The organism is Kosakonia sp. CFBP8986 (genome assembly GCF_034044935.1).
In the GTDB taxonomy this organism is placed as follows: Bacteria; Pseudomonadota; Gammaproteobacteria; order Enterobacterales; family Enterobacteriaceae; genus Kosakonia; species Kosakonia cowanii.
This window is the reverse complement of sequence record NZ_JAXCXB010000004.1, coordinates 495,278-521,097: the sequence shown is the minus strand read 5'-3', so window position 1 is coordinate 521,097 and position 25,820 is coordinate 495,278. Positions and strand designations below refer to the sequence as shown.

Genomic DNA, 25,820 nt, shown 5'->3' with positions numbered 1-25,820 from the left:
GTCACTCTCGCCTGGCTCTCCTTGCCCTTTCCTGCGGTGGCGTACGAACGATTTATCACCTGCAAGCGTAAAAAAACCAAGGTCAACATGAGTCTGTTTCCCGTCATCGTGGTGTTCGGTTTGTCGTTCCCACCGATTTTTTTCGAGCTGATTTTGTCGCTGGCGATTTTCTGGCTGGTGCGTCGGATGCTGATCCCGACCGGGATCTACGATTTTGTCTGGCATCCTGCGCTGTTTAACACCGCGCTCTATTGCTGCCTGTTTTACCTGCTGTCGCGTTTATTTGTTTGAGGTAGAAGTGAAAACACTAACAAGAAATATCACCCGTACCGCGATCACCGTGGCGCTTGTTATCCTGGCGTTTATCGCCATTTTCCGCGCCTGGGTTTACTATACCGAATCTCCCTGGACGCGTGATGCGCGCTTCACCGCCGACGTGGTAGCCATCGCCCCGGATGTCACCGGGCTGGTTACCAGCGTTGATGTTCACGATAACCAGTTGGTCAAACAGGGCCAGGTGCTCTTCACCATCGACCAGCCGCGCTACCAAAAAGCGCTCGAGCAGGATGAAGCCGATGTCGCCTATTACCAGGCGCTGGTCAATGAGAAGCGACGCGAAGCCGGTCGTCGTAACCAGTTAGGCGTTCAGGCAATGTCGCGTGAAGAGATTGATCAGGCGAATAACACCCTGCAAACCGAACTGCATCAGTTAGCGAAAGCGCAGGCGACGCGCGACCTGGCGAAGCTCGATCTGGAGCGCACCACTATTCGTGCCCCGGCCGATGGCTGGGTGACCAACCTCAACGTTTATGCCGGTGAGTTCATCACCCGCGGCTCTACCGCCGTGGCGCTGGTGAAACAGAACAGTTTCTATGTGCTGGCCTATATGGAAGAGACCAAGCTTGAGGGCGTGCGCGCCGGTTATCGCGCTGAGATCACGCCGTTAGGCAGCAATCAGGTGCTGAAAGGCACCGTCGACAGCGTCGCCGCCGGGGTGACTAACTCCAGCAGCACCAATGACAGCAAAGGGATGGCGACCGTCGACTCCAACCTCGAATGGGTTCGCCTGGCGCAGCGCGTACCGGTGCGCATTCGTCTGGACAAACAGCAGGGCAACCTGTGGCCGGCGGGCACCACCGCAACCGTCGTGGTTACCGGTAAAACCGATCGCGACGCCAGCCACGATTCGCTGTTTCGTAAAATCGCCCACCGTCTGCGTGAGCTGGGGTAATCGCTATGGGGCTGTTCTCTATCGCCAGCCAGCATCTGCGCTTTGCCTGCAAGCTTGCTGGCGCGGTAGTGCTGGCGCTGTTTGTCGGCTTTCACTTCCAGCTTGAAACACCGCGCTGGGCGGTGCTGACCGCGGCGATTGTTGCCGCCGGCCCCGCGTTTGCGGCAGGCGGTGAGCCTTATTCCGGCGCGATCCGCTACCGGGGTATGTTGCGTATCGCCGGGACCTTTATCGGCTGTATTGCCGGGCTGACCATCATCATTATGCTGATCCGCACGCCGCTGCTGATGCTGCTGGTAAGCTGTATCTGGGCGGGCTTTTGTACCTGGGTCTCTTCGCTGATACGCGTTGAGAACTCCTACGCCTGGGGGCTGGCGGGCTACACGGCGCTGATCATTGTTATCACCATTGAGCCCAACCCGCTGCTGGCACCGCAATATGCCGTGGAGCGCTGTAGTGAGATCGTGGTGGGGATTTTGTGCGCGATTGTCGCCGATCTGCTCTTCTCGCCGCGCTCGGTGAAGCAGGTGATCGACCAGGAGCTCGATAGTCTGCTGGTGGCGCACTACCAGTTGATGCAGCTCTGTATCAAGCATGGCGACAGCGAAGAGGTCGATGCCGCCTGGGCGGCACTGGTTCGCCGCACCGCCGGGCTGGATGGCATGCGCAGCAACCTGAAGATCGAATCCTCGCGCTGGGGGCTGGCAAACCGCCGTCTGAAGGTAATCAACACCCTCTCGCTGACGCTGATTACCCAGGCGTGCGAGACCTACCTGATTCAGAACACGCGCCCGGATCTGATCACCGATACCTTTCGCGAGCTGTTCGACGAGCCGGTCGAAACGGTGCAGGACGTGCACCGGCAGTTAAAACGTATGCGCCGGGTGATTATCTGGACCGGCGAGCGCGACACGCCGGTGACGCTCTACAGCTGGGTCGGGGCAGCGACGCGCTACCTGCTGCTTAAGCGCGGCGTGATTGGCAATACCAAAATCAGCGCCATCGAAGAGGAGGTGCTGCGGGGCGAAGCGGTGGTGAAAGCGGAGTCCGCCGAGCGCCACCACGCAATGATTAACTTCTGGCGCACCACGCTCTCCTGCGCCCTCGGTACGCTCTTCTGGCTGTGGACCGGCTGGACCTCCGGCAGCGGGGCGATGGTGATGATCGCCGTTGTCACCTCGCTGGCGATGCGGCTGCCTAACCCGATTATGGTGGCGAAAGATTTCGTCTACGGCATGCTGTGGGCGTTACCGATAGGCGCGCTCTACTTCCTGGTTATTCTGCCCGCCACCCAGCAAAGCATGCTGCTGCTCTGTATCAGCCTTGCGGTGCTGGCCTTTTTTATTGGCATCGAAGTGCAGAAACGGCGGCTGGGATCGATGGCGACGCTGGCAGGCACCATCAATATTCTGGTGCTGGATAACCCGATGACCTTCAAGTTCAGCTTCTTCCTCGATAGTGCCTTGGGGCAATTAGTGGGCGTGGTGCTGGCGATAACGGTGATCCTGCTGGTGCGCGATAACTCGCAGGCGCGCACCGGACGCGTGCTGCTTAACCAGTTTGTCTCGGCGGCGGTTTCGGCAATGACCACCAACACCGCCCGGCGTAAAGAGAACCATCTTCCGGCGCTCTATCAACAGCTCTTTCTGCTGCTGAATAAGTTTCCCGGCGATGTGGCGAAGTTCCGCCTCGCGTTAACGCTGATCATTGCCCACCAGCGGCTACGCGATGCGCCGGTGCCGATCAATGACGATCTCTCGGCGTTCCACCGGCAGTTGCGCCGCACCGCCTCTGAGGTGATCGCCGCCGGATCCGATACCAAACGGCGTCGCTACTTTACTCAGTTGCTTGAAGAGCTGGCGGTGTATCAGCAGAAACTGCGTGAGTGGAATGCCTCGCCGCAGGTGACGGAGCCGGTCGAGCGGTTAACCGGCATGCTACATAAGTATCAACACGCGCTAACCAGCAATTAATGACAAAGCCGACGCCCTAAGCGTCGGTTTTTTTATGACTATACTTCACTGGAGAATTAACACACCGCAGATCAGGAGAACTCATGAGCACGCAGGCATTGCAGGAGAGTGCGCTTTTTCAGACCGGTTATCTGGCCGATGGCGTCTGGAAAACCCTGGAGACCACCTTTGAGGTTCTGAACCCGGCCAGCGGCGAGGTGATCGCACACGTGGCGAAAGCGGGGAAAAAAGAGACCGAAGAGGCGATAGCCGCCGCGGCGCGCGCCTTTCCCGCCTGGCGGGCAAAAACCGCCAAAGAGCGCTCAACCATTCTCTATCGCTGGTATGAACTGATTATCGAGAACAAAAGCTGGCTGGGGCGTTTGATGACCAGCGAGCAGGGCAAGCCGTTGAAGGAGGCGGAAGGCGAAGTTGAATACGCCGCCAGCTTTATTCAGTGGTTTGCCGAGCAGGCAAAACGCGCCAACGGCGAGATCATTCCACCGGTTAAGCCAGGATCGCGCATTCTGGCGACCCGGGAACCTATCGGCGTGGTGGCGGCAATTACGCCGTGGAACTTCCCGATGGCAATGCTGACGCGCAAGCTCGGCCCGGCATTAGCCGCAGGCTGCACCGGGGTGATCAAACCCGCCAACAATACGCCGCTGAGCGCTTTTGCGCTGTTAACGCTGGCGAAAAAAGCGGGTGTCCCGGATGGCGTGCTGAATGCCGTCGCTGGCACAACCTCTGAGATCAGCGATGCCATTATGGCAAGCCCGGAGGTGCGCAAAATCTCCTTCACCGGCTCAACGGCGGTAGGCAAAACGCTGGTGCGTAACGCAGCCGAGACGATGAAAAAGGTCTCAATGGAGCTGGGCGGCAACGCGCCCTATATCGTCTTTGATGATGCGGATATTGATGCCGCAGTGCAGGGCGCGGTGGCGAACAAGTTCCGCAACGCAGGCCAGGTGTGCGTCAGCGTTAACCGCTTCTATATCCAGGAGGGTGTCTATGACGAGTTTACCCGCAAGCTGAGCGAGGCGGTTAAGGCGCTGAAAGTGGGTAATGGCATGGATGAGGGTGTGGTCGTTGGCCCGCTGATTGAGTCGTCCGCTGTCGATAAGGTGCGTGAGCATGTTGAAGATGCGGTAGCGAAAGGCGCGAAAGTGCTGACCGGCGGCGAACCGCACGCGCTGGGCGGTAACTTCTGGCAGCCGACGGTGCTCGGTGACTGTAGCGATGGCATGAAACTGGCGCAGGAAGAGACCTTCGGCCCGCTTGCCGCCTGCTTCCGCTTCACCAGCGAAGAGGAGGTGATCAAACGCGCCAATGCCACGCCGTTTGGGCTGGCGGCCTACTTCTATACGCAAAACCTGCAACGGGTGTTCCGCGTTTCGCAGGCGCTGGAGAGCGGCATGATCGGCGTGAACGAGTGCGCGGTATCGACCGAAGTTGCGCCCTTTGGCGGTGTGAAGGAGTCGGGTTTAGGCCGCGAAGGCTCCGTGCTGGGATTAGATGAGTTTATGGAAGTGAAAACGCTACATTTAGGCGGCTTATAAACAGTGGAACGGCAGATGATGGAGAGCATGAAAACCTACACCTTCGATTTCAAAGAGATCGCCGATCAGCGCGCCTTCTACCGCGATTTTTGTCGCCAGTTCGCCCTTGAAGAGGAGAAGGTGCACGATCTCGATTCGCTGTGGGATGCGGTAATGGGGGAAGCGTTACCGCTGCCGCTGGAGATTGCTTTTATCCACCTGCCGGAGAAGAAGCGCCGCCGTTTCGGGGCGCTGATCCTGCTGTTTGATGAAGCGGAAGAGGAGCTGGAGGGGGCGCTGCATTTTAATGTGCGCTAACCGCACTCTATTTTCGGAATATATAAATATCACACTGTGCTAGAGTTAATTCGCGGCAGGCAAAGAGCCTGTCGCGATAAATATAATCAGTAGGGGCTTATTACTATATTTTCAATGTAGAGCAATATTTTCTTCTATTACTAAACCAAAGGATGGTTGGTATGAAAAAAATATATTCGCTTGAAGTCACACTATCACTCTGTTTATCTCTCTTTTTCCCTTCCTGCGCACTGCATGCGAAAGCGCGCATTGTCCAACGCTCCGTAGCGAATGCCGATATTCCTTATCAGACCTATCGTGATTTCGCGACCAATAAGGGGGCGTTTTATCCGGGAGCCCGGGACGTGGCCATTTATAATAAATATGGCCAGACGGTTGGCCTGCTAAATCAGGCACCGATGCCCGATTTCAGCAGCGTAAATAACAGGTCGGGTATCGCTACACTTATTCACCCGCAATATGCAACGACGGTGCATCATAATCCCACGTCATATCTCAGAACCCTGGAATTTGGTCATTACCCTTATGAACTGGCGGACAGAGAGAGTATCCGGCTAAAGGACTTTAGCGTTATTCGTTTAAATAAAGTGGTCACGGAGGTGGCGCCCGCCGCGATCTCCCCCTTAAACATGCCGCTCAAAACCCTGCATGACGAGGCGCGTTTTCGTCTCTTTTACCGCATGGGATCCGGCAGACAAAAAGTGAGTGATGCCTCGGGTAAGCGGAGCGATATCCAGGGGGCGTATCGTTTTCTCACTGGTGGGACCATCGGGCAGCCGCGGATTAACCTTTACCAACTGTTAGTAATCAACTCCGGTGATGTTTTTGACCCTAAAAATGGTCCGCTGGCGAGCCACGGCGCACTGGGCGATAGCGGTTCTCCGCTCTACGCCTGGGATAGCCTGAACAACCAATGGATCGTGGTCGGTGCATTAAGCATGCTCTATCTGGGGCCAATTGAGCAGACCGCGTACACCTTTGTTGACCCACAATTCATTCAGCAGACAAGGGATAAATATGCCAGTGCGGCGATAGAAAACCGGCAACGCAATGCGCTGTTTTTCTGGCGATACGATGCGGCAACCGGGGCGGGCACGTTAACGCAGGGGAGCAACACTTATGCCATGCAGGGCAAGGGCCCAGAGGGTACCAGTAGCGGTAACGATCTGGTTTTTCGCGGCGCGAATGCTGTTTTGATGTTGCAGGATAGCGTCGATCAGGGCGCGGGAAGCTTAACCTTTTATGGCAACGCTAGCGTCTCGCCGATGGAGGCGCAGACGTGGATCGGCGGCGGCGTCAATGTCGCCGCTGGCGCAACGGTAAAATGGCTGGTGAACGGCACCGAAGGCGATAACTTGCATAAGGTGGGAAAAGGTACGCTGAGCGTTAACGCGCTGGGCATCAACCCTGGCGGGTTGAATATCGGTGACGGAACCGTGGTGCTCGCCCAGCGCCCCGATGCACAAGGCAGGGTGAAGGCATGCAGCGTGCTGCGCATCGCCAGCGGCAGGCCGTTAGTGGTGCTTCGCGATGGTCAGCAGGTCGATCCCGACTCGATTACGTGGGGCTTTCGCGGCGGCAGGCTGGACGTTAACGGCAATGCGCTCACCTTCCACCAGCTCAATGCCGAAGATTACGGGGCCGCGCTGATTAATCGTGCAGGAAAGCGGGCCGATATCCATCTACGTTATCAGCGCGCGATCGACGCCATCCCTGTCTACGAGTGGTCCTACTCGCGAACCGGGCAGGTCGGCGAGCTGTATGGGTACCGTAATTCCAATACCGGTACTAATGATTACTTCATTCTTAAAACGCCTGAGTATGACTGGTTCCCGGACAATCAGCACAGCAATGAACATTGGGAGTTTGTCGGTCACGATCATCAGCAGGCGATCCGCACCCGTTATGAGCGCCTTAAAGACGAAGACTATATCTATCACGGCCAACTGCGGGGAAATCTTAACTTCACTAACCGTGTCGCACCCGGAACGCGGGGCGCGTTGATTCTCGATGGCGCGGTCGACATAGCCGGCGATTTTACGCAGCAGTATGGCCGGCTGGTGTTTCAGGGACATCCTGTTATCCATGCCTATAACACGCCGGAGATTGTTGAAAAACTGCGTTCGCTGCGGGATTTCTCGCTGCGCAGCGAGCCGGTTTCGTTTACGCAGCCGGACTGGGAGCGCCGCATTTTCCACGTCAATCGTTTAGTGCTCGATTATGCCTCGTTCGATCTGGCGAGAAATGCGTCACTGCTTGGCAACATTGAGGCCAGAGGCTCGGCTATCACGTTGGGCAGTTCTACGCCTTATATCGATATTAATGATGGCAATGGCGTGGTGAACGTGCCGCGCAGGGGCAACTCAACGGGGGCGCTTGATGAGGAACTTAGCCGCTTCTGGGGTCACATTAACCTCTCCGCGCGCTCGACACTCGCCATTCGGGAGAAATTTACCGGCACGGTTTACGGACAGGATAGCCTGGTGACGGTTTCATCGCGGGATGCCACCCTGGACGGATTCAGCCAGTTCAGCCAAACCCCGCTCACCCTTCTGAAGAATGCGCGGCTGACCGCAACGGGCGGCTGGAGCAGTGACGCTACGGTGAGCGTTGGCCCTTCCGCCTCGTTACTGCTGGCGGCCAATCCTGTCGCGCCGGGGCGTGTTACTCCAACACTCTATGCGCTCAAGAGCAGTGCGACGTATGAACTTAATGATGAAAGCACGCTTAACGTGGCCCCCTTTGCCTCACTATGGGGACATATTCACGCCGTCGGCGAGGCGTTCATCCGCTTTGGTGAGAGTGATGTGCCGCGTCTTGTTCAGGGTGTGACACCCGGGCAGAAGGGGAGCGTGGCCAGGCTCTTTGGTTTTCAGAGCAGCTGGATTGGTTCACTCTCTGCGCCGCGCGCACGCTTAAGCCTCAATGCGACGCGGTGGCAGCTACGCCGCGATTCCGGGGTCGGCAGGCTCTCGGCTTCGCGCTCGCTGGTGGGGCTTTCCGCTGGAAGACATCGCTTTAACACCTTAAGAATTGGCGAGTTAGAGGCCAGTGAAACGGGGTTTGCCCTGCGTACGGATCTGCAAAGCAGCGATAAAATCGTGATCAGCCAGCATGCGACTGGGCGAAACAACGTTCTGTTTCTGGATGTGCTTAAGCTCTCACGACGCATCCAGGGGCTGCATCTTCCGTTGATTACGGCCCCGCGCGGCACGCCCGCCTCGCTCTTTACAGCGGCAAAAGCGGTGCGGGGATTTAGCAAACTTGAGCCGATTATCAAACGGCAAGAGGATGCGCTAAGCACGCAGTGGATCCTGACCGGATTCAGCCAGACGCCCGATCCCGCCGCTATTGCCAAGGCCAGACGCTTTTTTGCCATGAGTTATAAGCGGTTCATTACGGAAGTAAATAGCCTGAATAAACGCGCCGTGCAGTTGCGGGAAAGAGGCGGGGGTGAGGGGGCGTGGGCATTCACGCAACGCCATAACGGTACCGGCAAAGGGGGGAGCAGTCATCACGACGCCATGACCTGGTCGGGTATCGACAGAAAAAGCGCCTTACCCGGTGCCGATCTCTTTTCCGGCGTCTATATGAGTTACGCCACCCATCAGTTGAGCGGCGAGAGCATGCAGGGAAGCAGCCGCGATTTCGGCGCAGGCTACTACGCTACGTTGCTGAGCAAGTCCGGTTTCTATCTCGATGCTGGCGTGAAATATGTCCACTCATTCAATCATGATTGGCTGGCGTTTAGCGGTCTTAACGCACGGGATTACCACACCAACAGCTGGTTAGGCGGCGTTGAAGCGGGCTATCACTATCCGCTGACCCGGCATGCCTACATCGAGCCGCAGGCGCAGGTTGTGCTGGGCAAGCTCTCTGGTGCCACGTTTCACTGGCACGATCGTGGTCTCCCTCTCTCCCTGCATCGCCAGAGCGCGATCCCGTGGGTGGGGCGTACAGGGATCGTGGCGGGGGCGCACTTCTGCGATGATGATCGGGCGATTACGCTGCGGGCAGGGTGGCATTATGAGACGGAACTGCGGGCGGATGGCGATATCATCCTTCATGACGATGCAGGCAATATGCGGGTTAAGGCCGAACGTGACGGGCGCATACACTACCATGCCAGCGTTGATGGGCAGGTGAGCGACAACCTCCATCTTGAGCTTGATGTTGCGCACTCAAGGTTTGGCAACATGGATGCGGAGCAGGCTATCAACGCGCAGGTGCACTACTATTTCTGATAAAAAAAAGCCCCTGCCAGGGGAGGCAGGGGCAAGTCGTCGGACAGACGACGAGGGTTTATTTGTACAGTTCAGCCGTCACGTGGGTATGAGAACCGGTGCGGGCTTCAATAATGCGGTAGCTGCTTGCGCCAGCCTGGTCGGCTTTCGCAGAGAGTTCCTGGCGGATATCCATCGGTACACCGGCAATCTGTGAAACAGAGACGGTGCCTACGGATTGCAGGTTGCTGGCCTGATCGCTGTTAACCAGCGTTGCGGCACTTGCGCCGAATGAGATCAGGGAAGCAAGGCCAAGGGATGCGATAATCAGATTGCGTTTCATACTGTGTTCTCCGTAAGAGAGACTCAACGGCGAGAAGGGTTAAACGTCTTTTCTTATGCCTGGTGCCGTTGAGCGATTAATTCATAGGGTTTGGGGTAAAACTTATTTGTAGAGTTCTGCCGTCGCGTGCCAGCGGTCACCGCTGTGCGCTTCAATGATGCGGTAGGAGGATGCACCCTGCTCTTCCGCTTTTTTGCTCAGCTGCGCGTTCATGTCCATCGGTGAAGAGGCGATGGCGCCGACGGAGACGGTACCCAGAGACTGGCGGTCTTGCGCCTGGTCTGCATTGATCATGTCAGCGGCAAAGGCGCCGAATGAGAGTGCTGAGAGGATACCCATAGTTGCGATAGATGATTTGATATTCATAATGCTTACCTCGTCGTATTTTTTTCTTTGAATTTTTTCAGGGGCTCGTTTTGTGACCCCCATCACGAAATCAAGTATACACTAATCACGCGAATAATTAATACCAAGCTAATTATAACTACGCCGAATACATATAACGAAAGGCGCTTTTTATAACGTGTCGGCATAAAAATTTTGCTTAAGTCGAATAATTAGTTAACGAGGATTAATAAAATCAGCGAGATAGATTGCTTTGATTTTTTGTGCGGTGCTATCGGCTGCGGCAGGGTAATGAAACGAAAAATCGCACTATTTGTTAAATGATATGGGGTGAAAAGTTGCCTGAAAGGGGAGAAATGCCGAACATTCCCCCTCAGCGGGAACCGAGGGGAATGCGCGGTTAAAGCTCTTGTTCGAAGAGGACGAGGATCGCTTCGTAGAGATCTTTAACGGTAAAGCCGCGGGCTGGCGTGGTGAAGATGGTGTCGTCACCAGCGATGGTGCCGAGGATCCCCTCCGCTTTACCCAGCGAGTCGAGCAGACGCGCGATCAGCTGTGCGGCACCCGGACTGGTGTGGATGACCACTACCGCGTCGTTGTAGTCGATGTCCAGCACCAGGTTCTTCAGCGGGCTGGAGGTGGTCGGCACGCCCATCTCGATCGGCAGGCAGTAGACCATTTCCATCTTCGCATTGCGCGTGCGCACCGCGCCGAACTTGGTCAACATGCGTGAGACTTTGGACTGGTTGATATTGTCGAAGCCCTCTTCTTGTAAGGCCTGGACAATTTCACCCTGGGAACTGAATTTCTCTTCTTTTAAAAGCGCTTTAAACGCCTTCACTAATTCTTCTTGTTTAGCCGAGCTTCGCATAAGTCACCCGTAATATGGCTGTGAAAACGACATTATTATGCATATTAATGAATTTTTATGCAAACATTCTGCAGATAAATATGCTGAAAAGTTATGGGGAAGGGCGCGGAGTTTAGCAAATTCTTTCGTTAAGGACATCAGCATGTGGCTTACGTCGCAAATAAGAGTAAAAAGTAAATTAAATGTTATAAATATGATGTTATTTTGGTGAATTCTACAGCTATATTATAAACTCGTTAAGTTAGTTGCTTAGCTTGCCGATCTGACGGTCATATTTAACCCTTTTATAAAATCGCTACAGTGGGCTGTGCCGCGTTATTTTGGCGCACTTATTGTCATAATTAGCAGGGTGAATTAAGGTCGCCGCAGCGGAGTAACAATATATTTAGCTAACCATAATAAGGAGTTTAGGATGAAAGTCGCAGTCCTCGGCGCGGCCGGCGGTATCGGCCAGGCGCTTGCCCTACTACTGAAAACACAACTGCCTTCAGGTTCAGAACTCTCCCTCTACGACATCGCACCTGTCACTCCCGGTGTCGCTGTAGACCTCAGCCATATCCCGACCGATGTAAACATCAAAGGCTTCTCCGGTGAAGATGCGACGCCAGCGCTGGAAGGTGCCGACGTGGTGCTGATCTCCGCAGGGGTTGCGCGTAAGCCGGGTATGGATCGCTCTGACCTGTTTAACGTGAATGCCGGTATCGTGAAAAACCTGGTGGCGCAGGTGGCAAAAACCGCGCCGAAAGCCTGTATCGGTATCATTACTAACCCGGTCAACACCACCGTCGCGATTGCGGCTGAAGTGCTGAAAAAAGCGGGTGTCTATGACAAGAACAAACTGTTTGGCGTGACCACGCTGGACATCATTCGCTCCAATACTTTTGTTGCTGAGCTGAAAGGTAAGAAACCAGCAGAGATTGAAGTGCCGGTAATTGGCGGGCACTCTGGCGTGACGATCCTGCCGCTGCTGTCGCAGATCCCGGGCGTGACCTTCAGCGAGCAGGAAGTTGCCGACCTGACCAAACGTATTCAGAACGCGGGCACCGAAGTGGTGGAAGCGAAGGCGGGTGGCGGTTCAGCAACCCTCTCCATGGGCCAGGCGGCTGCACGCTTTGGTCTCTCGCTGGTTCGCGCCCTGCAGGGCGAGAGCGGCATCGTTGAGTGCGCCTATGTTGAAGGCGATGGCGAACATGCGCGTTTCTTCTCGCAGCCGCTGCTGCTGGGTAAAAACGGCGTAGAAGAGCGCAAGGCGATTGGCCAGCTCAGCGCCTTTGAACAGCAGTCGCTGGAAGGCATGCTGGATACGCTGAAAAAAGATATCGAACTTGGTGTCGACTTCGTCAACCGCTAAGCGCGGCTGAGATGAGAAACCGGAGCCTGTGCTCCGGTTTTTTTATGGCCGTCAGTTGGTGGCCGGGTACTCCTGAATCGTGACGTGCAGCGTCAGCTTTTTGTCGTCACGCATCACTTCAACCGGGATCTCTGAACCGGGGCGGATCTCTGCTACCTGGTCCATGGTTTCAAGCGCGGATACCGCCGGCTTGCCGTTCACCGAGGTGATCACGTCGTTGACCTGAATACCTGCCCGCGCCGCCGGGCCGTCTGGCGACACTTCATTAACCACAATCCCCTGAATCGGATCGATGCCGGTGCCCTGAGCGTGCAGCGGGGCAATCTCGCGTCCACCGATCCCGATATAACCGCGGATCACCCGCCCGTCGCGAATCAGCTTATCCATAATTTTTGTCGCCAGCTGGAACGGAATGGCGAAACCAATCCCCTCCGGCGTCTCGCCGTCGTTACTCTTATCAAACGACAGGGTATTGATGCCCATTAACTCGCCCAGCGAGTTGACCAGCGCACCACCGGAGTTACCGTGGTTGATAGAGGCATCGGTCTGTAGGAAGTTTTGTCGACCGCTGGGATTAAGGCCGATACGCCCCGTGGCGCTGATAATCCCCTGGGTAATGGTCTGCCCGAGGTTATAGGGGTTGCCGATCGCCAGCACCACATCGCCAATATGCGGCGTGCGCTTGGCATTAATCGGGATCACCGGCAGCCCGGAGTTAGCGTTCACTTTCAGCACCGCCAGATCCGTCAGGCTATCTGAGCCAACCAATAAAGCTTCAAAGACGCGTCCATCCTGCAGGGCGACGATAATCTGATCCGCATCGTTAATCACATGCTTGTTGGTGATGATATAGCCGCGCTGATCCATGATGACGCCGGAGCCGAGGGTGCGGATTTCGAGGCGATCGTGCGTGGAGCTGTTCAGGCTACGGTTATAGACGTTGACCACTGCGGGCGCGGCGCGGCGCACGGCCGGGTTATAGGACGCAGGTGTCTCATCGGCGCTGTCTAACTGATGCGTCGCGAGCGGGTTATTCTGACGTAGCGACGGCATAGCGGCGATGATCAGGCCACCGACGACAACACCGATTGCAATCGAACGTAAAAGCTTCACATACATGATGGGATAGTCGTTAAAAGAAGGACCGCAGCAGCATACCATGAGTTATCCGGACATCACACGCAGCGGTGATGCCCGGACGAGGAAAGGGTTAACGCAGCAGCAGATAGATGCTGTCGTTACCCCGCACAATGTGCAGTGCCATTATCGACGGCTTGGTCTCCAGCACTTTGCGCATCTCGGCGATGGACTGCACGCGGGCGCGGTTAACGCCGATGATCACATCATCTTTATGCAAGCCGGCCTGTGCCGCCGAACTGCCTTTCTCAACTTCACCGACCCGGATGCCTTTGGTGCCATCCTTCAGCTGCCCGTCGCTCAACTCTGCGCCCTGCAATGCCGGGGAGATCAGCTCTGCGCTGGCGGAAGCGGAGGTGCTCTTATCCAGCGTCACTTCAACGTCGAGCGGTTTACCGTCTCGCAGCAGCCCAAGCTTCACTTTCGCGCCCGGTTCAGTGGTGGCGATGCGCGAGCGCAGCTCCGCGAAGCTGTTCAGGGCCTTACCGTTGAGGCTGACAATCACATCCCCGGATTTAATTCCCGCTTTCGCCGAGCCGGAGTTGGGCAGCACTTCGCTGACAAACGCCCCACGCTGCACATTCAGATTAAAGGCTTTGGCGATATCCGCGCTCATCTCCGTACCTTTAATGCCGAGCAGGCCGCGCTTAATCTCACCAAACTGAATCAGCTGGTGAGAGAGGGTTTGCGCCATATTGCTGGGGATAGCAAAGCCGATACCGACGCTGCCGCCGCCGGGAGCGAGGATGGCGGTGTTAATGCCGATCAGCTCGCCGTTAAGATTGAGCAGCGCGCCGCCGGAGTTGCCGCGGTTAATCGAGGCATCGGTCTGGATAAAGTTCTCCAGACCTTCGAGGTTAAGGCCGCTGCGACCGAGCGCCGAGACAATCCCGGACGTTGCGGTCTGTCCGAGGCCAAACGGGTTACCAACCGCGACGACAAAGTCACCGACGCGCAGCTTATCGGAGTCCGCAATGGCGATTTGCGTCAGGTTGCTGGGGTTTTGCAGCTGCAGCAGTGCGATGTCGCTCTGGTCATCGCCGCCGATCAGTTTGGCGTCGAATTCACGGCCATCATTAAGCTGCACGCTGATTTTTTGCGCCTGGTTGATGACGTGATTATTGGTCAGGACGTAGCCCTTTGCGGCATCAATAATCACTCCGGAGCCCAGCCCTTCAAACGGCTGCGGCTGTTGCGGCTGGTCAGGCGCTTCTTCACCGAAGAATTTTTTTAGCTCTTCCGGGACCTTCTGGCCCTGGACTGCTGTGCCTTCAACCTGCACGCTGACCACGGCGGGAAGCACTTTTTCAAGAACCGGCGCAAGACTGGGTAACGCCCCCTGGCCAGGCACCTGTGACGGCATCGCCGCCGTTGCCAACGGTGCCGAGAGAGATAAGCCGACACTTAACGCGATTGCACTCAACAGCTGGGTTTGTTTCTTCATCGATGCTGGCTCTCAGTAACCTGAAGTGGAAGGATTGATGCCCAAAACAGAGTGATGTTATTGAAATTTCAACCGGGTAACAATGCGAAGAATGACTAAATGATAGCTGGAATGGGGAAGTTGCGACGGGCGCGGGGGACGCGCCCGTATAAATAAGGAGAGTGAGATGCCTTATTTGCGATTGGCGCGACCGCGCAGCAGACCCGATGCGCCTTCAGAGTAGTCACGCGGGATCTGTACCGGGGCCTGATCGTTATTCGCTTCAGACTCTGACAGACGGTTGCGGAACGGATTCTCTTCCGCAGACATTTCCGGCAGCAGGCTGGAGGAGCTCTTCGCCATATGCTGATAGAGCTGACGATAGTCGTCCGCCATGTTGTCCAGAAGTTCAGCGCTGCGGGCAAAGTGGCTCACCAGCTCTTCGCGGTACTCTTCCAGATCTGCTTTGTTTTTTTCCAGTTCATACTGCAAGGCCTGCTGTTGACGCAATTTCCGGTTTCCGAAACGCATGCCCACGGCACCAATAATAATGCCGACAACTAACCCAATTAGCGCGTATTCCCAGGTCATGACTTCTCCCATTGTTGTTCGATTCCGTAGGGGGTGGGCTGCAAGCTTCTTGCCTGCGCCGGAGAGTGCCACTATAACCGCTAAAGGTGCAGAAGTGGAATCCTGACGCTGCATCGCGTAGTGTAGAGCGGCCTTTTTTTCGTCAACCCTGTGGGGGCGGATCGATTTTCAAGGAACAACAATAACACCATGCAAAGCCTTTCCCCGACATCGCGATATCTTACTGCCCTGAAAGAGGGTAGCCATCAGCCGGACGATGTGCAAAAAGAAGCTGTCACCCGGCTGGATACGATTTATCAACAGTTGATTGCCGAACAGGAGCCCGCCGCACAGCAGAGCGGAGGCCTGATGGCGAAATTCAGCAAACTGCTGGGCAAACGCGACAGCGCATCGCGCGAACCGGTGCGCGGCCTCTATATGTGGGGCGGCGTCGGGCGAGGCAAAACCTGGCTGATGGATCTCTTCTATCACAGCCTGCCGGGCGAGCGTAAACAGCGGCTGCACTTTCACCGCTTTATGCTGCGTGTGCATGAAGAGTTAACCTCGCTGCAAGGGCAGAGCGATCCGCTGGAGATTGTCGCCGACCGTTTTAAGGCGCAAACCGACGTTCTCTGTTTCGACGAGTTTTTCGTTTCCGATATCACCGATGCGATGCTGCTTGGCGGATTAATGAAGGCGCTCTTCGCGCGCGGCATTACGCTGGTGGCGACATCGAACATTCCCCCGGACGAGCTCTATCGCAACGGTCTGCAACGCGCCCGTTTTCTGCCCGCCATTGAGGCGATCAAACAGTTTTGTGATGTGATGAATGTCGACGCCGGCATCGATTACCGCTTACGCACGCTGACCCAGGCGCATCTGTGGCTGTCGCCGCTTGGTGAAGAGACCGCGCAGCAGATGGATAAGCTGTGGCTGGCGCTGGCAGGCGCACCGCGCAGCCATGCGCCGGAGCTGGAGATTAACCATCGACCGCTGGCAACGCTCGGCGCGGAGAATCAAACCTTAGCCGTCTCCTTCGCTACATTATGTGTTGATGCGCGCAGCCAGCATGATTACATCGCGCTGTCGCGCCTTTTCCACACCGTGATGCTGTTTGAGGTGCCGGTGATGACCCGGCTGATGGAGAACGAGGCGCGCCGCTTTATTGCGCTGGTGGATGAATTTTATGAGCGCCACGTGAAGCTGGTGGTGAGCGCCGCCGCGCCGCTGCATGAGATTTATCAGGGCGAGCGGGTGAAGTTTGAGTTTCAGCGCTGTTTATCGCGCCTGCAGGAGATGCAGAGCGAGGAGTACCTGAAACGCGAGCATATGCCGTAATCCTTTTTTCATTGCCACCAGGCGCAGAAATCGAACAGCAAAAGACGAAAAGGGGTCGATCTTTGACCCCGACTTCTCTATAATCCTGCGACCCCACGTTACGGGAAAGTTTTTTTTCCCCAAAACTTTCTATGCGCCGGCATAGGCTATTCGAAGGGGTAGGTTTGCCGGACTTTGTCGTGTGAACCTCAACTGACAAACGTTTGGGTGTTCACCAACGTGAAACTAATTATTTGGGTAAGCTTTTAATGAAAACTTTTACAGCTAAACCAGAAACCGTAAAACGCGACTGGTATGTTGTTGACGCGACCGGTAAAACTCTGGGTCGTCTGGCTACCGAACTGGCTCGTCGCCTGCGCGGTAAGCACAAAGCGGAATACACTCCGCACGTTGATACTGGTGATTACATCATCGTTCTGAACGCTGAGAAAGTTGCTGTAACCGGCAACAAGCGTGAAGATAAAGTGTATTACCACCACACTGGCCACATCGGTGGTATCAAACAAGCGACCTTTGAAGAGATGATTGCCCGCCGTCCTGAGCGTGTGATTGAAATCGCGGTTAAAGGCATGCTGCCAAAAGGCCCGCTGGGTCGTGCTATGTACCGTAAACTGAAAGTTTACGCTGGCAACGAGCACAACCACGCGGCACAGCAACCGCAAGTTCTTGACATCTAATCGGGATTATAGGCAATGGCTGAAAATCAATACTACGGCACTGGTCGCCGCAAAAGCTCCGCCGCTCGCGTGTTTATCAAACCGGGCAACGGTAAAATCGTAATCAACCAGCGTTCGCTGGAACAGTACTTTGGTCGTGAAACTGCCCGCATGGTAGTTCGTCAGCCGCTGGAACTGGTCGACATGGTTGAGAAATTGGACCTGTACATCACCGTTAAAGGTGGTGGTATCTCCGGTCAGGCTGGTGCGATCCGTCACGGTATCACCCGCGCTCTGATGGAGTACGACGAGTCCCTGCGCGCTGAACTGCGTAAAGCTGGCTTCGTTACTCGTGACGCTCGTCAGGTTGAACGTAAGAAAGTCGGTCTGCGTAAAGCACGTCGTCGTCCGCAGTTCTCCAAACGTTAATTGTCCTCTGCTTCGGCAGAACGATTGGCGAAAAACCCGGTGCAAGCCGGGTTTTTTTATGGATAAAAATTGTGTTATCCACAGCAATCAATCGCTTATCTCCTCTTTTTCAGCATTTCCGGAATCCCCTCACCACAAAGCGCGCAAAATCTGGTAAACTATCATCCAATTTTCTGCCCAAATGGCTGGGATTGTTCGTTTTTTGTTTGTTTTTTGAACAAGAGAGACAGTGCGCGCGGGTAGCTAACTAACATCTGACCGGTCGATTAAGTCCGGTAGCAGTATTTCTGAATATACCTGGAGGTTTTCATGGCTGTCGCTGCCAACAAACGTTCGGTAATGACGCTGTTTTCTGGTCCTGTGGACATCTATAGTCATCAGGTCCGCATCGTGCTGGCCGAGAAGGGTGTCAGCTTTGAAATTGAGCACGTGGAAAAGGATAATCCTCCTCAGGATCTGATTGACCTCAACCCGAGTCAAAGCGTACCGACACTTGTAGATCGTGAACTCACCCTGTGGGAATCACGCATCATTATGGAATATCTGGACGAGCGTTTTCCGCACCCGCCATTAATGCCGGTTTATCCGGTGGCGCGCGGTGAAAGCCGTCTCTACATGCACCGCATCGAGAAAGACTGGTACTCGCTGATGAACGTCATCGAGAACAACAGCGGTGCGCAGGCCGATGCCGCCCGTAAACAGCTGCGTGAAGAGCTGCTGGCGATTGGCCCGCTGTTTACCCAGAAGCCTTACTTCCTGAATGACGAATTCAGCCTGGTTGACTGCTACCTCGCGCCGCTGCTGTGGCGTCTGCCGGTACTGGGCATCGAGCTGAGCGGCACAGGCGCGAAAGAGCTGAAAGGGTACATGACGCGCGTCTTCGAACGTGATTCTTTCCTTGCCTCTCTGACAGAAGCCGAGCGCGAAATGCGCCTTGGTCGGGGTTAATCATGGATTTGTCGCAACTGTCTCCACGCCGCCCGTATTTACTGCGGGCCTTTTACGAATGGCTGCTGGATAACCAGCTGACGCCGCATCTGGTTGTTGATGTGACGTTGCCGGGCGTACGCGTGCCGATGGAGTATGCGCGTGACGGCCAGATCGTATTAAACATCGCACCGCGTGCGGTGGGCAACCTGGAGCTGGGCAACGACGAAGTGCGCTTCAACGCGCGTTTCGGCGGTGTGCCGCGTCAGGTAGAAGTGCCGATGGCTGCCGTACTGGCCGTTTATGCCCGTGAAAACGGTGCCGGCACCATGTTTGAGCCAGAAACCGCCTACGACGAAGAGCTCGTCAGTCTCAACGATGATGGTGAGATGCCCGAGCAGGAGAACGAGACGGTGATGTCGGTTATCGACGGTGATAAACCCGATCATGCAGTGGATCAGGATAACGATCCGGATGACGATCCGCCGCCGCGCGGTGGGCGTCCATCGCTGCGTGTGGTGAAATAACCTGAGAAAAGCAGAACCCCGGTTCTGCTTTTTTATTGCCCGCAGAATATAAAAAAGGAGGCCGCAGCCTCCTTTTCATCGTTTTCGCAAGATCACACTTCGAGATAGTTGAGGATGCCGTCCGCGGCTTTACGCCCTTCGGCAATCGCTGTCACGACCAGGTCGGAACCGCGAACGATATCGCCACCGGCGAAGATTTTCGGGTTGCTGGTCTGGAACGCGTTATCGCTCCCTTCCGGGGCAATCACGCGGCCCTGCGAATCGAGCTCAACGCTGTGCTTCGCCAGCCACTCCATGCTGTGTGGACGGAAACCAAACGCCATTACCACCGCATCAGCCGGAACAACGTGTTCAGAGCCGGCAACGATCTCGGCGCGGCGACGGCCTTTCTCATCCGGTGCACCCATTTCGGTGCGCGCCATCTTCACGCCGCTCACTTTACCGTTGGCATTCACTTCAATTCCCAGCGGCTGTACGTTGAACTGGAACTCAACGCCCTCTTCACGCGCGTTTTTCACTTCGCGGCGTGAGCCAGGCATGTTCTCTTCGTCACGACGATAGGCGCAGATTACGTGAGTTGCCCCCTGGCGCACCGAGGTACGCACGCAGTCCATCGCGGTATCGCCACCGCCCAGCACCACAACGCGTTTGCCTTCCATACTGATATAGGGTTCTGACGGCGTTTCGCCATAGCCCATGATCTGCTTGGTATTGGCAATCAGGAACGGCAGCGCATCAAACACGCCCTGCGCATCTTCGTTTTCGAGACCACCACGCATCGACTGATAGGTGCCGACGCCGAGGAACACGGCGTCGTACTCTTTCAGCAGATCGTCAATCTGCACATCGCGGCCCACTTCGGTGTTGAGCTGGAACTCAATGCCCATGCCGGTAAAGATCTCACGGCGACGCGTCATCACCTCTTTTTCCAGCTTGAAGGCCGGAATACCGAAGGTCAGCAGGCCGCCAATCTCCGGGTGACGGTCATAGACCACCGCTTTCACGCCGTTACGGGTCAGCACATCCGCGCACGCCAGACCAGCCGGGCCCGCGCCGATAATCGCCACGCGTTTGTCGGTCTGCTTCACGCCGGTCAAATCGGGACGCCAGCCCATCTCGAAGGCTTTATCGTTGATATAGCGCTCGATATTGCCGATAGTCACCGCGCCGAACTCGTCGTTTAGCGTACAGGAGCCTTCACACAGGCGATCCTGCGGGCAGACACGCCCGCACACTTCCGGCAGGGTATTGGTCTGATGCGACAGTTCTGCCGCCTCAAAAATACGCCCTTCATTTGCCAGCTTCAGCCAGTTCGGAATGTAGTTATGAACCGGGCACTTCCACTCGCAGTAGGGGTTGCCGCAGGCGAGACAGCGGTCAGCCTGCGCTTTCGCTTGCCCTTCCGAGAAGGGCTCGTAGATCTCGACAAAGGCAATCTTACGCAGCTTCAGCGGTTTCTTTGCCGGATCGACACGCTGTAAGTCGATAAATTGGTAAACGTTCTGACTCATCTCAATTCCTTACTGCGCCTGCACGCGCAACTCTGCCGCGCTACGACTACGGTGACCCAACAGCGCTTTCACATCGCTGGACTTCGGCTTAACCAGGGCAAATTTGGCGGCAAACGTCGGCCAGTTGGCCAGCATCTCTTCACCGCGCTGCGAACCGGTGTGCTGCACATGCTCGGTAATCAAACCGCGCAGATGCTCTTCGTGGATCGCCAGATCGTCGACGCTCAGCACTTCCACCAGCTCCGGGTTCACGCGCTTACGGAACTCGCCATCTTCATCCAGCACGTAGGCGAAGCCGCCGGTCATGCCCGCGCCAAAGTTGACGCCGGTTTTGCCGAGTACGCAGACGATACCGCCCGTCATATATTCACAGCCGTTATCACCAATGCCTTCAACCACGGTGATCGCACCGGAGTTACGCACGGCGAAACGCTCGCCCGCGCGGCCTGCGGCATACAGGCGACCGCCGGTTGCGCCATAGAGGCAGGTGTTACCGATAATGCTCGCTTCGTGGCTACGGAACGCCGAACCGACCGGAGGACGTACCGCCAGCAGACCGCCCGCCATGCCTTTACCGACATAGTCGTTGGCATCGCCGGTGAGGTAAAGCTCAACGCCGCCCGCGTTCCAGACGCCAAAGCTCTGGCCTGCGGTACCGCTGAAGTAGGCTTTAACCGGATCCGATGCCAGACCCTGATCGCCATGCGTCTGGGCGATATAACCAGAGAGCAGCGCGCCAACCGAGCGGTCAGTGTTGCGGATATCAAACCAGAAGGTTTTGCTCTGGCGCTCATCAACAAACGGTTTCGCCTGCTGCAACAGCTGGGCATTCAGCACGCCATTGTCGAACGGCGGGTTGCTCTCGGTGCAGTAGAGCGCTTTGCCGGCATGCGGTTCAGCGGTCTCCAGCAGTTTGGAGAGATCCAGCTTCTGCTGACGCGCGGTAAAGCCATCAAGCTCTTTCAGCAAATCGGTGCGGCCAATCAGATCCACCAGGCGTTTCACGCCCAGCTGCGCCATCAGCTCGCGGGTTTCACGGGCGATAAATTCAAAGTAGTTGGTCACTTTGAACGGCAGGCCGTGGTAGTGATTCTTACGCAGCTTCTCATCCTGGGTTGCAACACCGGTTGCGCAGTTGTTGAGGTGACAAATACGCAGGTATTTACAGCCCAGCGCCACCATCGGGCCGGTACCGAAACCGAAGCTCTCTGCACCCAGAATCGCCGCTTTGATAATGTCCTGGCCAGTTTTCAGACCACCATCGACCTGCAAGCGAATCTTATGACGCAGACCGTTCGCCACCAGCGCCTGCTGGGTTTCCACCAGGCCAAGCTCCCACGGGCAGCCCGCATATTTTACGGAGGAGAGCGGGCTTGCGCCGGTACCGCCGTCGTAACCGGCAATGGTGATCAGATCGGCATAGGCTTTCGCCACGCCGGTCGCGATGGTGCCGACGCCCGGTTCGGAAACCAGTTTGACGGAGATCAGCGCCTTCGGGTTGACCTGTTTCAGGTCGAAAATCAGCTGCGCCAGATCCTCGATCGAGTAGATATCGTGGTGCGGCGGCGGCGAAATCAGCGTCACGCCCGGCACGGAGTAACGCAATTTGGCGATGTACGGGGTCACTTTATCACCCGGCAACTGACCGCCTTCGCCCGGCTTCGCGCCCTGCGCCACTTTAATCTGGATAACATCGGCGTTCACCAGGTAGGCTGGGGTTACGCCAAAGCGACCGGAAGCAACCTGCTTGATACGCGACACTTTGTTGGTGCCGTAGCGCGCCGGATCTTCGCCGCCTTCGCCGGAGTTGGAGAAGCCGCCGAGGCTGTTCATCGCTTCCGCCAGCGCTTCGTGTGCTTCCGGGCTGAGCGCGCCGATAGACATCGCCGCCGTATCGAAGCGTTTAAACAGCTCCGTCGCCGGTTCAACGTCGTTAAGACTTACCGCGTCACTGCCCGGCGTAATGGCCAGCAGATCGCGCAGCGTTGCCGCCGGACGCTCGTTAACCAGCTTCGCATACTGCTGATAGTCGCTGTAGTCGCCGCTCTCAACCGCTTTTTGCAGCGTGCGCACCACGTCCGGGTTATAGGCATGGTATTCACCGCCGTGAACGTACTTCAGCAAGCCGCCTTGCTCCAGCGGTTTGCGCGCCAGCCAGGCACGTTTGGAGAGGTTCAACAGATCCTGCTGGAAGTCCGGGAAGCTGGCGCCGCCGATACGGCTGACCACGCCCTGGAAGCAGAGCGCTGTGACATCATCGTGCAGGCCAACCGCTTCAAACAGTTTTGAGCAGCGGTAAGAAGCGATAGTCGAGATGCCCATTTTGGACATGATCTTGTACAGCCCTTTGTTGATGCCGTTGCGGTAGTTCAGCATCACCGTGCGGTAATCTTTCTCAATCGCTTTGCTGTCGATAAGCTTCGCCAGCGTTTCATACGCCAGGTAGGGGTAGATCGCCGTCGCGCCGAAGCCCAGCAGCACCGCAAAGTGGTGCGGATCGCGGGCGCTGGCGGTTTCAACAATGATGTTGGCGTCGCAGCGCAGATTCTTATCCACCAGGCGTGCCTGAATTGCACCCACTGCCATCGGTGCCGGAACCGGCAGGCGGTTTTTGGCAATATTGCGATCGGAGAGCACCAGCAGAACGGTACCGGCACGCACCATCGCTTCCGCTTTGTCGCACAGCGCTTTAATGGTCTCTTCCAGCGTCGTTGCCGTGGCGTCGAAGGTAATATCGAGCGTATCCGCGCGATAGTGCTCCTCGGTCATGGTGGTGAGCTGTTTGAAATCGGAGTAGAGCAGAATCGGCGATTTGAAGCTCAGACGGTGCGCCTGGCCTTCCGCTTCGCAGAAGACGTTCATTTCACGGCCGATGCTGGTCGCCAGCGACATCACATGCGCTTCGCGCAGTGGATCGATAGGCGGGTTGGTGACCTGCGCAAACTGCTGGCGGAAGTAGTCATAAATGATGCGCGGCTGGCTGGAGAGCACGGCGAACGGCGTATCATCGCCCATCGAGCCGACCGCTTCCTGGCCGTTCTCGCCCAGCACGCGGATCACCGAGTCCAGCTCTTCAAAGCTGTAGTTAAACTGCTTCTGGTAGCTGGTGAGCAGATCGTCATCCATCTCGCGGATGCCGACTTCGTCGTCGGAGAGATCTTCAAACGGCACCAGGCGACGGACGTTTTTCTCCATCCACTCTTTATACGGGTGGCGGCTTTTCAGATCGTCATCGGTCTCGGCAGAGTGCAGGATGCGCCCGCCGCGGGTATCGATAACCATCAGTTCGCCTGGCCCGACGCGGCCTTTCTCAACCACTTCATCCGGCTGATAATCCCAGATGCCCACTTCAGAAGCGCAGGTGATGAGCTTATCTTTGGTGATGACGTAGCGCGCCGGACGCAGACCGTTACGGTCGAGGTTACAGGCGGCAAAGCGCCCATCGGACATGACGATGCCCGCCGGGCCGTCCCACGGCTCCATATGCATGGAGTTAAAGTCGAAGAAGCTGCGCAGATCCGGATCCATCTCCGGGTTGTTCTGCCAGGCTGGCGGCACCAGGAGACGCATGGCGCGCACAATATCCATCCCGCCCGCTAACAGCAACTCCAGCATGTTATCCATTGAACTGGAGTCAGAGCCAGTTTCGTTGACGAACGGCGCAGCATCATGCAGATCGGGGATCAGCGGCGTCTGGAATTTGTAGGTACGCGCGCGCGCCCACTGGCGGTTACCGGTAATGGTGTTGATTTCACCGTTGTGCGCCAGGTAGCGGAAAGGCTGCGCCAGCGGCCAGCGCGGCACGGTGTTGGTGGAGAAGCGCTGGTGGAACAGGCAGATGGCCGATTCCAGACGCAGATCCGCCAGGTCCAGGTAGAAGCGCGGCAGATCCGCCGGCATACAGAGACCTTTATAGATGTTGACGAGGTTAGAGAGGCTACAGACGTAGAACTCTTTATCCTCCTGTAAACGCTTTTCAATGCGGCGACGGGCAATAAAGAGACGGCGCTCCATATCGCGCGGACGCCAGCCGGCCGGGGCGTTAACGAAAACTTGCTCAATACGAGGCAGTGAGGAGAGGGCGATTTCACCGAGTACGCCTTCGTTGGTCGGCACGTCGCGCCAGCCAACGAGCGAGAGAGTCTCACGCTGAAGTTCTTCTTCTACAACACGACGCGATGCAGCCGCTTTTTCCGGATCCTGATTGAGGAATAGCATGCCGACGGCGTAGTTTTTGGCTAAGCGCCAGCCGCGCTCTTCGGCGACGATGCGGAAGAAACGGTCAGGTTTTTGCAACAGCAGGCCGCAACCGTCGCCGGTTTTACCATCGGCAAGGATCGCGCCGCGGTGCTGCATGCGGGCCAGTGCGTGAATAGCGGTACGCACTACCTTGTGGCTAGGTTCGCCTTCTATGTGGGCGATCAGGCCGAAACCACAGTTATCTCTCTCAAGAGATTTATCGTACAACATATCAGTGAACCTCCCCAGGCTCTGCGAGAGCCCTCCCGATCGTTACGCACAGGCGCAGAAAGAGCATGGCGACGGGGCAATGGCCTCGTATGTCGCCCTCTTCTATTTCCTTTTCGCATCGATTCACAAGTGTTGAGGACTTGCTTAAGAGGGAATCTCAATTACTGCATAAATATGATGAGCAGACTGCTCATCCAGAAAGCTTCCAGCGGATTTCCAACTTATCGGGAATCCGCACACAGGTCAAATGCCGAGCTTATTTATCCAAAAATGTGCTAACAGCTATTCATCCAATTGATTTAAAAGGATGTTTAATCAGTTTTACATTCAGTTATGGTTGCATATTGCAGGGGGAGAGTGTGATCTGACTCACTATAGTTATGCGCTGTTTCCGCTCTTCTGTTCTGACCTGACTTTTATTAGCAGATTATTATCCTGCTTGTGTGGCTGGCGCCGCATAATCCCACTGTTTTTGAGATGGAGACCTATTTCTGCAAATTTACCTTTCAGCATAAGGAAAAGTAATCACCCGGAGGGTGAATGAAATAGCGGTTATGTTGACTGATTATGCAATGGATAAAGCCTTCCCGGGCGATTGATCCAGGTCATCGCCGATGAAAGCTAATAGTGGCAGGCTACGCCCTTTGATTTGGGCGGCCT

Annotated in this window: 20 protein-coding genes; 12 read left to right on the top strand and 8 right to left on the bottom strand. The window is 56.1% G+C overall.

Annotated elements, in window-relative coordinates:
- Nucleotides 1-87: 87 nt before the first annotated feature.
- From aaeX to SOM48_RS12030, 6 genes are all read left to right on the top strand, one after another.
- Nucleotides 88-291, top strand: a complete 204-nt coding sequence (aaeX, locus tag SOM48_RS12055) for a p-hydroxybenzoic acid efflux pump operon protein AaeX (protein WP_023480966.1) — start codon at nt 88-90, stop codon at nt 289-291.
- Between the two features lie 7 nt (nt 292-298).
- Nucleotides 299-1,231 carry a p-hydroxybenzoic acid efflux pump subunit AaeA gene (gene aaeA / locus SOM48_RS12050; RefSeq protein WP_320512013.1) on the top strand — a complete coding sequence of 311 codons (933 nt, stop codon included), beginning with the start codon at nt 299-301 and terminating at the stop codon, nt 1,229-1,231.
- A 5-nt stretch (nt 1,232-1,236) separates the two neighbouring features.
- A complete protein-coding gene (gene aaeB / locus SOM48_RS12045; protein ID WP_094422280.1) occupies nt 1,237-3,204 on the top strand; it encodes a p-hydroxybenzoic acid efflux pump subunit AaeB in 1,968 nt (655 codons plus the stop codon).
- A gap of 83 nt (nt 3,205-3,287) precedes the next feature.
- Nucleotides 3,288-4,742: an NAD-dependent succinate-semialdehyde dehydrogenase gene (locus SOM48_RS12040; RefSeq protein WP_320512012.1), complete on the top strand. Its 1,455-nt coding sequence runs from the start codon at nt 3,288-3,290 to the stop codon at nt 4,740-4,742.
- Between the two features lie 27 nt (nt 4,743-4,769).
- Nucleotides 4,770-5,039 carry a barstar family protein gene (locus tag SOM48_RS12035; protein WP_054803020.1) on the top strand — a complete coding sequence of 90 codons (270 nt, stop codon included), beginning with the start codon at nt 4,770-4,772 and terminating at the stop codon, nt 5,037-5,039.
- A 161-nt stretch (nt 5,040-5,200) separates the two neighbouring features.
- Entirely contained in the window at nt 5,201-9,283 is a 4,083-nt protein-coding gene (locus SOM48_RS12030) for a S6 family peptidase (protein ID WP_320512010.1), read from the top strand.
- A 58-nt stretch (nt 9,284-9,341) separates the two neighbouring features.
- On the opposite strand, the gene yhcN (SOM48_RS12025) is transcribed toward SOM48_RS12030, so the two are convergent.
- From yhcN (SOM48_RS12025) to argR, 3 genes are all read right to left on the bottom strand, one after another.
- A complete protein-coding gene (yhcN, locus tag SOM48_RS12025; RefSeq protein WP_054802963.1) occupies nt 9,342-9,605 on the bottom strand; it encodes a peroxide/acid stress response protein YhcN in 264 nt (87 codons plus the stop codon).
- A gap of 102 nt (nt 9,606-9,707) precedes the next feature.
- Complete coding sequence (gene yhcN, locus SOM48_RS12020; RefSeq protein WP_023480826.1) at nt 9,708-9,971, bottom strand: peroxide/acid stress response protein YhcN; 264 nt, start codon at nt 9,969-9,971, stop codon at nt 9,708-9,710.
- 379 nt (nt 9,972-10,350) lie between these two features.
- Complete coding sequence (gene argR / locus SOM48_RS12015; protein WP_023480960.1) at nt 10,351-10,821, bottom strand: transcriptional regulator ArgR; 471 nt, start codon at nt 10,819-10,821, stop codon at nt 10,351-10,353.
- A 412-nt stretch (nt 10,822-11,233) separates the two neighbouring features.
- On the opposite strand from argR, the gene mdh reads away from it, so the two are divergent.
- On the top strand, nt 11,234-12,172 hold the full coding sequence (gene mdh / locus SOM48_RS12010) for a malate dehydrogenase (protein ID WP_042715833.1): 939 nt from the start codon (nt 11,234-11,236) through the stop codon (nt 12,170-12,172).
- Nucleotides 12,173-12,223: 51 nt separating this feature from the next.
- Here mdh and degS read toward each other — a convergent pair whose 3' ends face one another.
- The 3 genes from degS to zapG form a co-directional block, all read right to left on the bottom strand.
- Complete coding sequence (gene degS / locus SOM48_RS12005) at nt 12,224-13,291, bottom strand: outer membrane-stress sensor serine endopeptidase DegS (RefSeq protein WP_023480784.1); 1,068 nt, start codon at nt 13,289-13,291, stop codon at nt 12,224-12,226.
- Nucleotides 13,292-13,382: 91 nt separating this feature from the next.
- A complete protein-coding gene (gene degQ, locus SOM48_RS12000) occupies nt 13,383-14,753 on the bottom strand; it encodes a serine endoprotease DegQ (RefSeq protein WP_076769259.1) in 1,371 nt (456 codons plus the stop codon).
- Between the two features lie 171 nt (nt 14,754-14,924).
- On the bottom strand, nt 14,925-15,323 hold the full coding sequence (zapG, locus tag SOM48_RS11995) for a Z-ring associated protein ZapG (protein WP_042715830.1): 399 nt from the start codon (nt 15,321-15,323) through the stop codon (nt 14,925-14,927).
- A gap of 189 nt (nt 15,324-15,512) precedes the next feature.
- On the opposite strand from zapG, the gene zapE reads away from it, so the two are divergent.
- From zapE to sspB, 5 genes are all read left to right on the top strand, one after another.
- A complete protein-coding gene (gene zapE, locus SOM48_RS11990; protein ID WP_139966852.1) occupies nt 15,513-16,640 on the top strand; it encodes a cell division protein ZapE in 1,128 nt (375 codons plus the stop codon).
- A gap of 248 nt (nt 16,641-16,888) precedes the next feature.
- Entirely contained in the window at nt 16,889-17,317 is a 429-nt protein-coding gene (gene rplM, locus SOM48_RS11985) for a 50S ribosomal protein L13 (RefSeq protein WP_023480976.1), read from the top strand.
- 15 nt (nt 17,318-17,332) lie between these two features.
- Nucleotides 17,333-17,725 (top strand): 30S ribosomal protein S9, encoded by a 393-nt coding sequence (gene rpsI, locus SOM48_RS11980; RefSeq protein WP_023480836.1) that lies wholly within the window; start codon nt 17,333-17,335, stop codon nt 17,723-17,725.
- A gap of 309 nt (nt 17,726-18,034) precedes the next feature.
- Nucleotides 18,035-18,673 carry a stringent starvation protein SspA gene (gene sspA / locus SOM48_RS11975; protein ID WP_023480809.1) on the top strand — a complete coding sequence of 213 codons (639 nt, stop codon included), beginning with the start codon at nt 18,035-18,037 and terminating at the stop codon, nt 18,671-18,673.
- Nucleotides 18,674-18,675: 2 nt separating this feature from the next.
- Nucleotides 18,676-19,179 (top strand): ClpXP protease specificity-enhancing factor, encoded by a 504-nt coding sequence (gene sspB / locus SOM48_RS11970; RefSeq protein WP_023481029.1) that lies wholly within the window; start codon nt 18,676-18,678, stop codon nt 19,177-19,179.
- A 92-nt stretch (nt 19,180-19,271) separates the two neighbouring features.
- Here sspB and SOM48_RS11965 read toward each other — a convergent pair whose 3' ends face one another.
- Nucleotides 19,272-20,690 carry a glutamate synthase small subunit gene (locus SOM48_RS11965; protein WP_124967172.1) on the bottom strand — a complete coding sequence of 473 codons (1,419 nt, stop codon included), beginning with the start codon at nt 20,688-20,690 and terminating at the stop codon, nt 19,272-19,274.
- A 9-nt stretch (nt 20,691-20,699) separates the two neighbouring features.
- On the bottom strand, nt 20,700-25,160 hold the full coding sequence (gene gltB / locus SOM48_RS11960) for a glutamate synthase large subunit (protein ID WP_320512009.1): 4,461 nt from the start codon (nt 25,158-25,160) through the stop codon (nt 20,700-20,702).
- Nucleotides 25,161-25,820 lie beyond the last annotated feature (660 nt).

Bases quoted from the DNA above. Each gene is read 5' to 3' on its own strand.
- gltB (WP_320512009.1), bottom strand. From the start codon at position 25,160: ATGTTGTACGATAAATCTCTTGAGAGAGATAACTGTGGTTTCGGCCTG.
- sspA (WP_023480809.1), top strand. From the start codon at position 18,035: ATGGCTGTCGCTGCCAACAAACGTTCGGTAATGACGCTGTTTTCTGGT.
- zapG (WP_042715830.1), bottom strand. From the start codon at position 15,323: ATGACCTGGGAATACGCGCTAATTGGGTTAGTTGTCGGCATTATTATT.
- degQ (WP_076769259.1), bottom strand. From the start codon at position 14,753: ATGAAGAAACAAACCCAGCTGTTGAGTGCAATCGCGTTAAGTGTCGGC.
- SOM48_RS12040 (WP_320512012.1), top strand. From the start codon at position 3,288: ATGAGCACGCAGGCATTGCAGGAGAGTGCGCTTTTTCAGACCGGTTAT.
- SOM48_RS11965 (WP_124967172.1), bottom strand. From the start codon at position 20,690: ATGAGTCAGAACGTTTACCAATTTATCGACTTACAGCGTGTCGATCCG.
- yhcN (WP_054802963.1), bottom strand. From the start codon at position 9,605: ATGAAACGCAATCTGATTATCGCATCCCTTGGCCTTGCTTCCCTGATC.
- rplM (WP_023480976.1), top strand. From the start codon at position 16,889: ATGAAAACTTTTACAGCTAAACCAGAAACCGTAAAACGCGACTGGTAT.
- argR (WP_023480960.1), bottom strand. From the start codon at position 10,821: ATGCGAAGCTCGGCTAAACAAGAAGAATTAGTGAAGGCGTTTAAAGCG.
- rpsI (WP_023480836.1), top strand. From the start codon at position 17,333: ATGGCTGAAAATCAATACTACGGCACTGGTCGCCGCAAAAGCTCCGCC.
- aaeB (WP_094422280.1), top strand. From the start codon at position 1,237: ATGGGGCTGTTCTCTATCGCCAGCCAGCATCTGCGCTTTGCCTGCAAG.
- zapE (WP_139966852.1), top strand. From the start codon at position 15,513: ATGCAAAGCCTTTCCCCGACATCGCGATATCTTACTGCCCTGAAAGAG.
- SOM48_RS12030 (WP_320512010.1), top strand. From the start codon at position 5,201: ATGAAAAAAATATATTCGCTTGAAGTCACACTATCACTCTGTTTATCT.
- yhcN (WP_023480826.1), bottom strand. From the start codon at position 9,971: ATGAATATCAAATCATCTATCGCAACTATGGGTATCCTCTCAGCACTC.
- aaeX (WP_023480966.1), top strand. From the start codon at position 88: ATGAGTCTGTTTCCCGTCATCGTGGTGTTCGGTTTGTCGTTCCCACCG.
- SOM48_RS12035 (WP_054803020.1), top strand. From the start codon at position 4,770: ATGAAAACCTACACCTTCGATTTCAAAGAGATCGCCGATCAGCGCGCC.
- sspB (WP_023481029.1), top strand. From the start codon at position 18,676: ATGGATTTGTCGCAACTGTCTCCACGCCGCCCGTATTTACTGCGGGCC.
- mdh (WP_042715833.1), top strand. From the start codon at position 11,234: ATGAAAGTCGCAGTCCTCGGCGCGGCCGGCGGTATCGGCCAGGCGCTT.
- degS (WP_023480784.1), bottom strand. From the start codon at position 13,291: ATGTATGTGAAGCTTTTACGTTCGATTGCAATCGGTGTTGTCGTCGGT.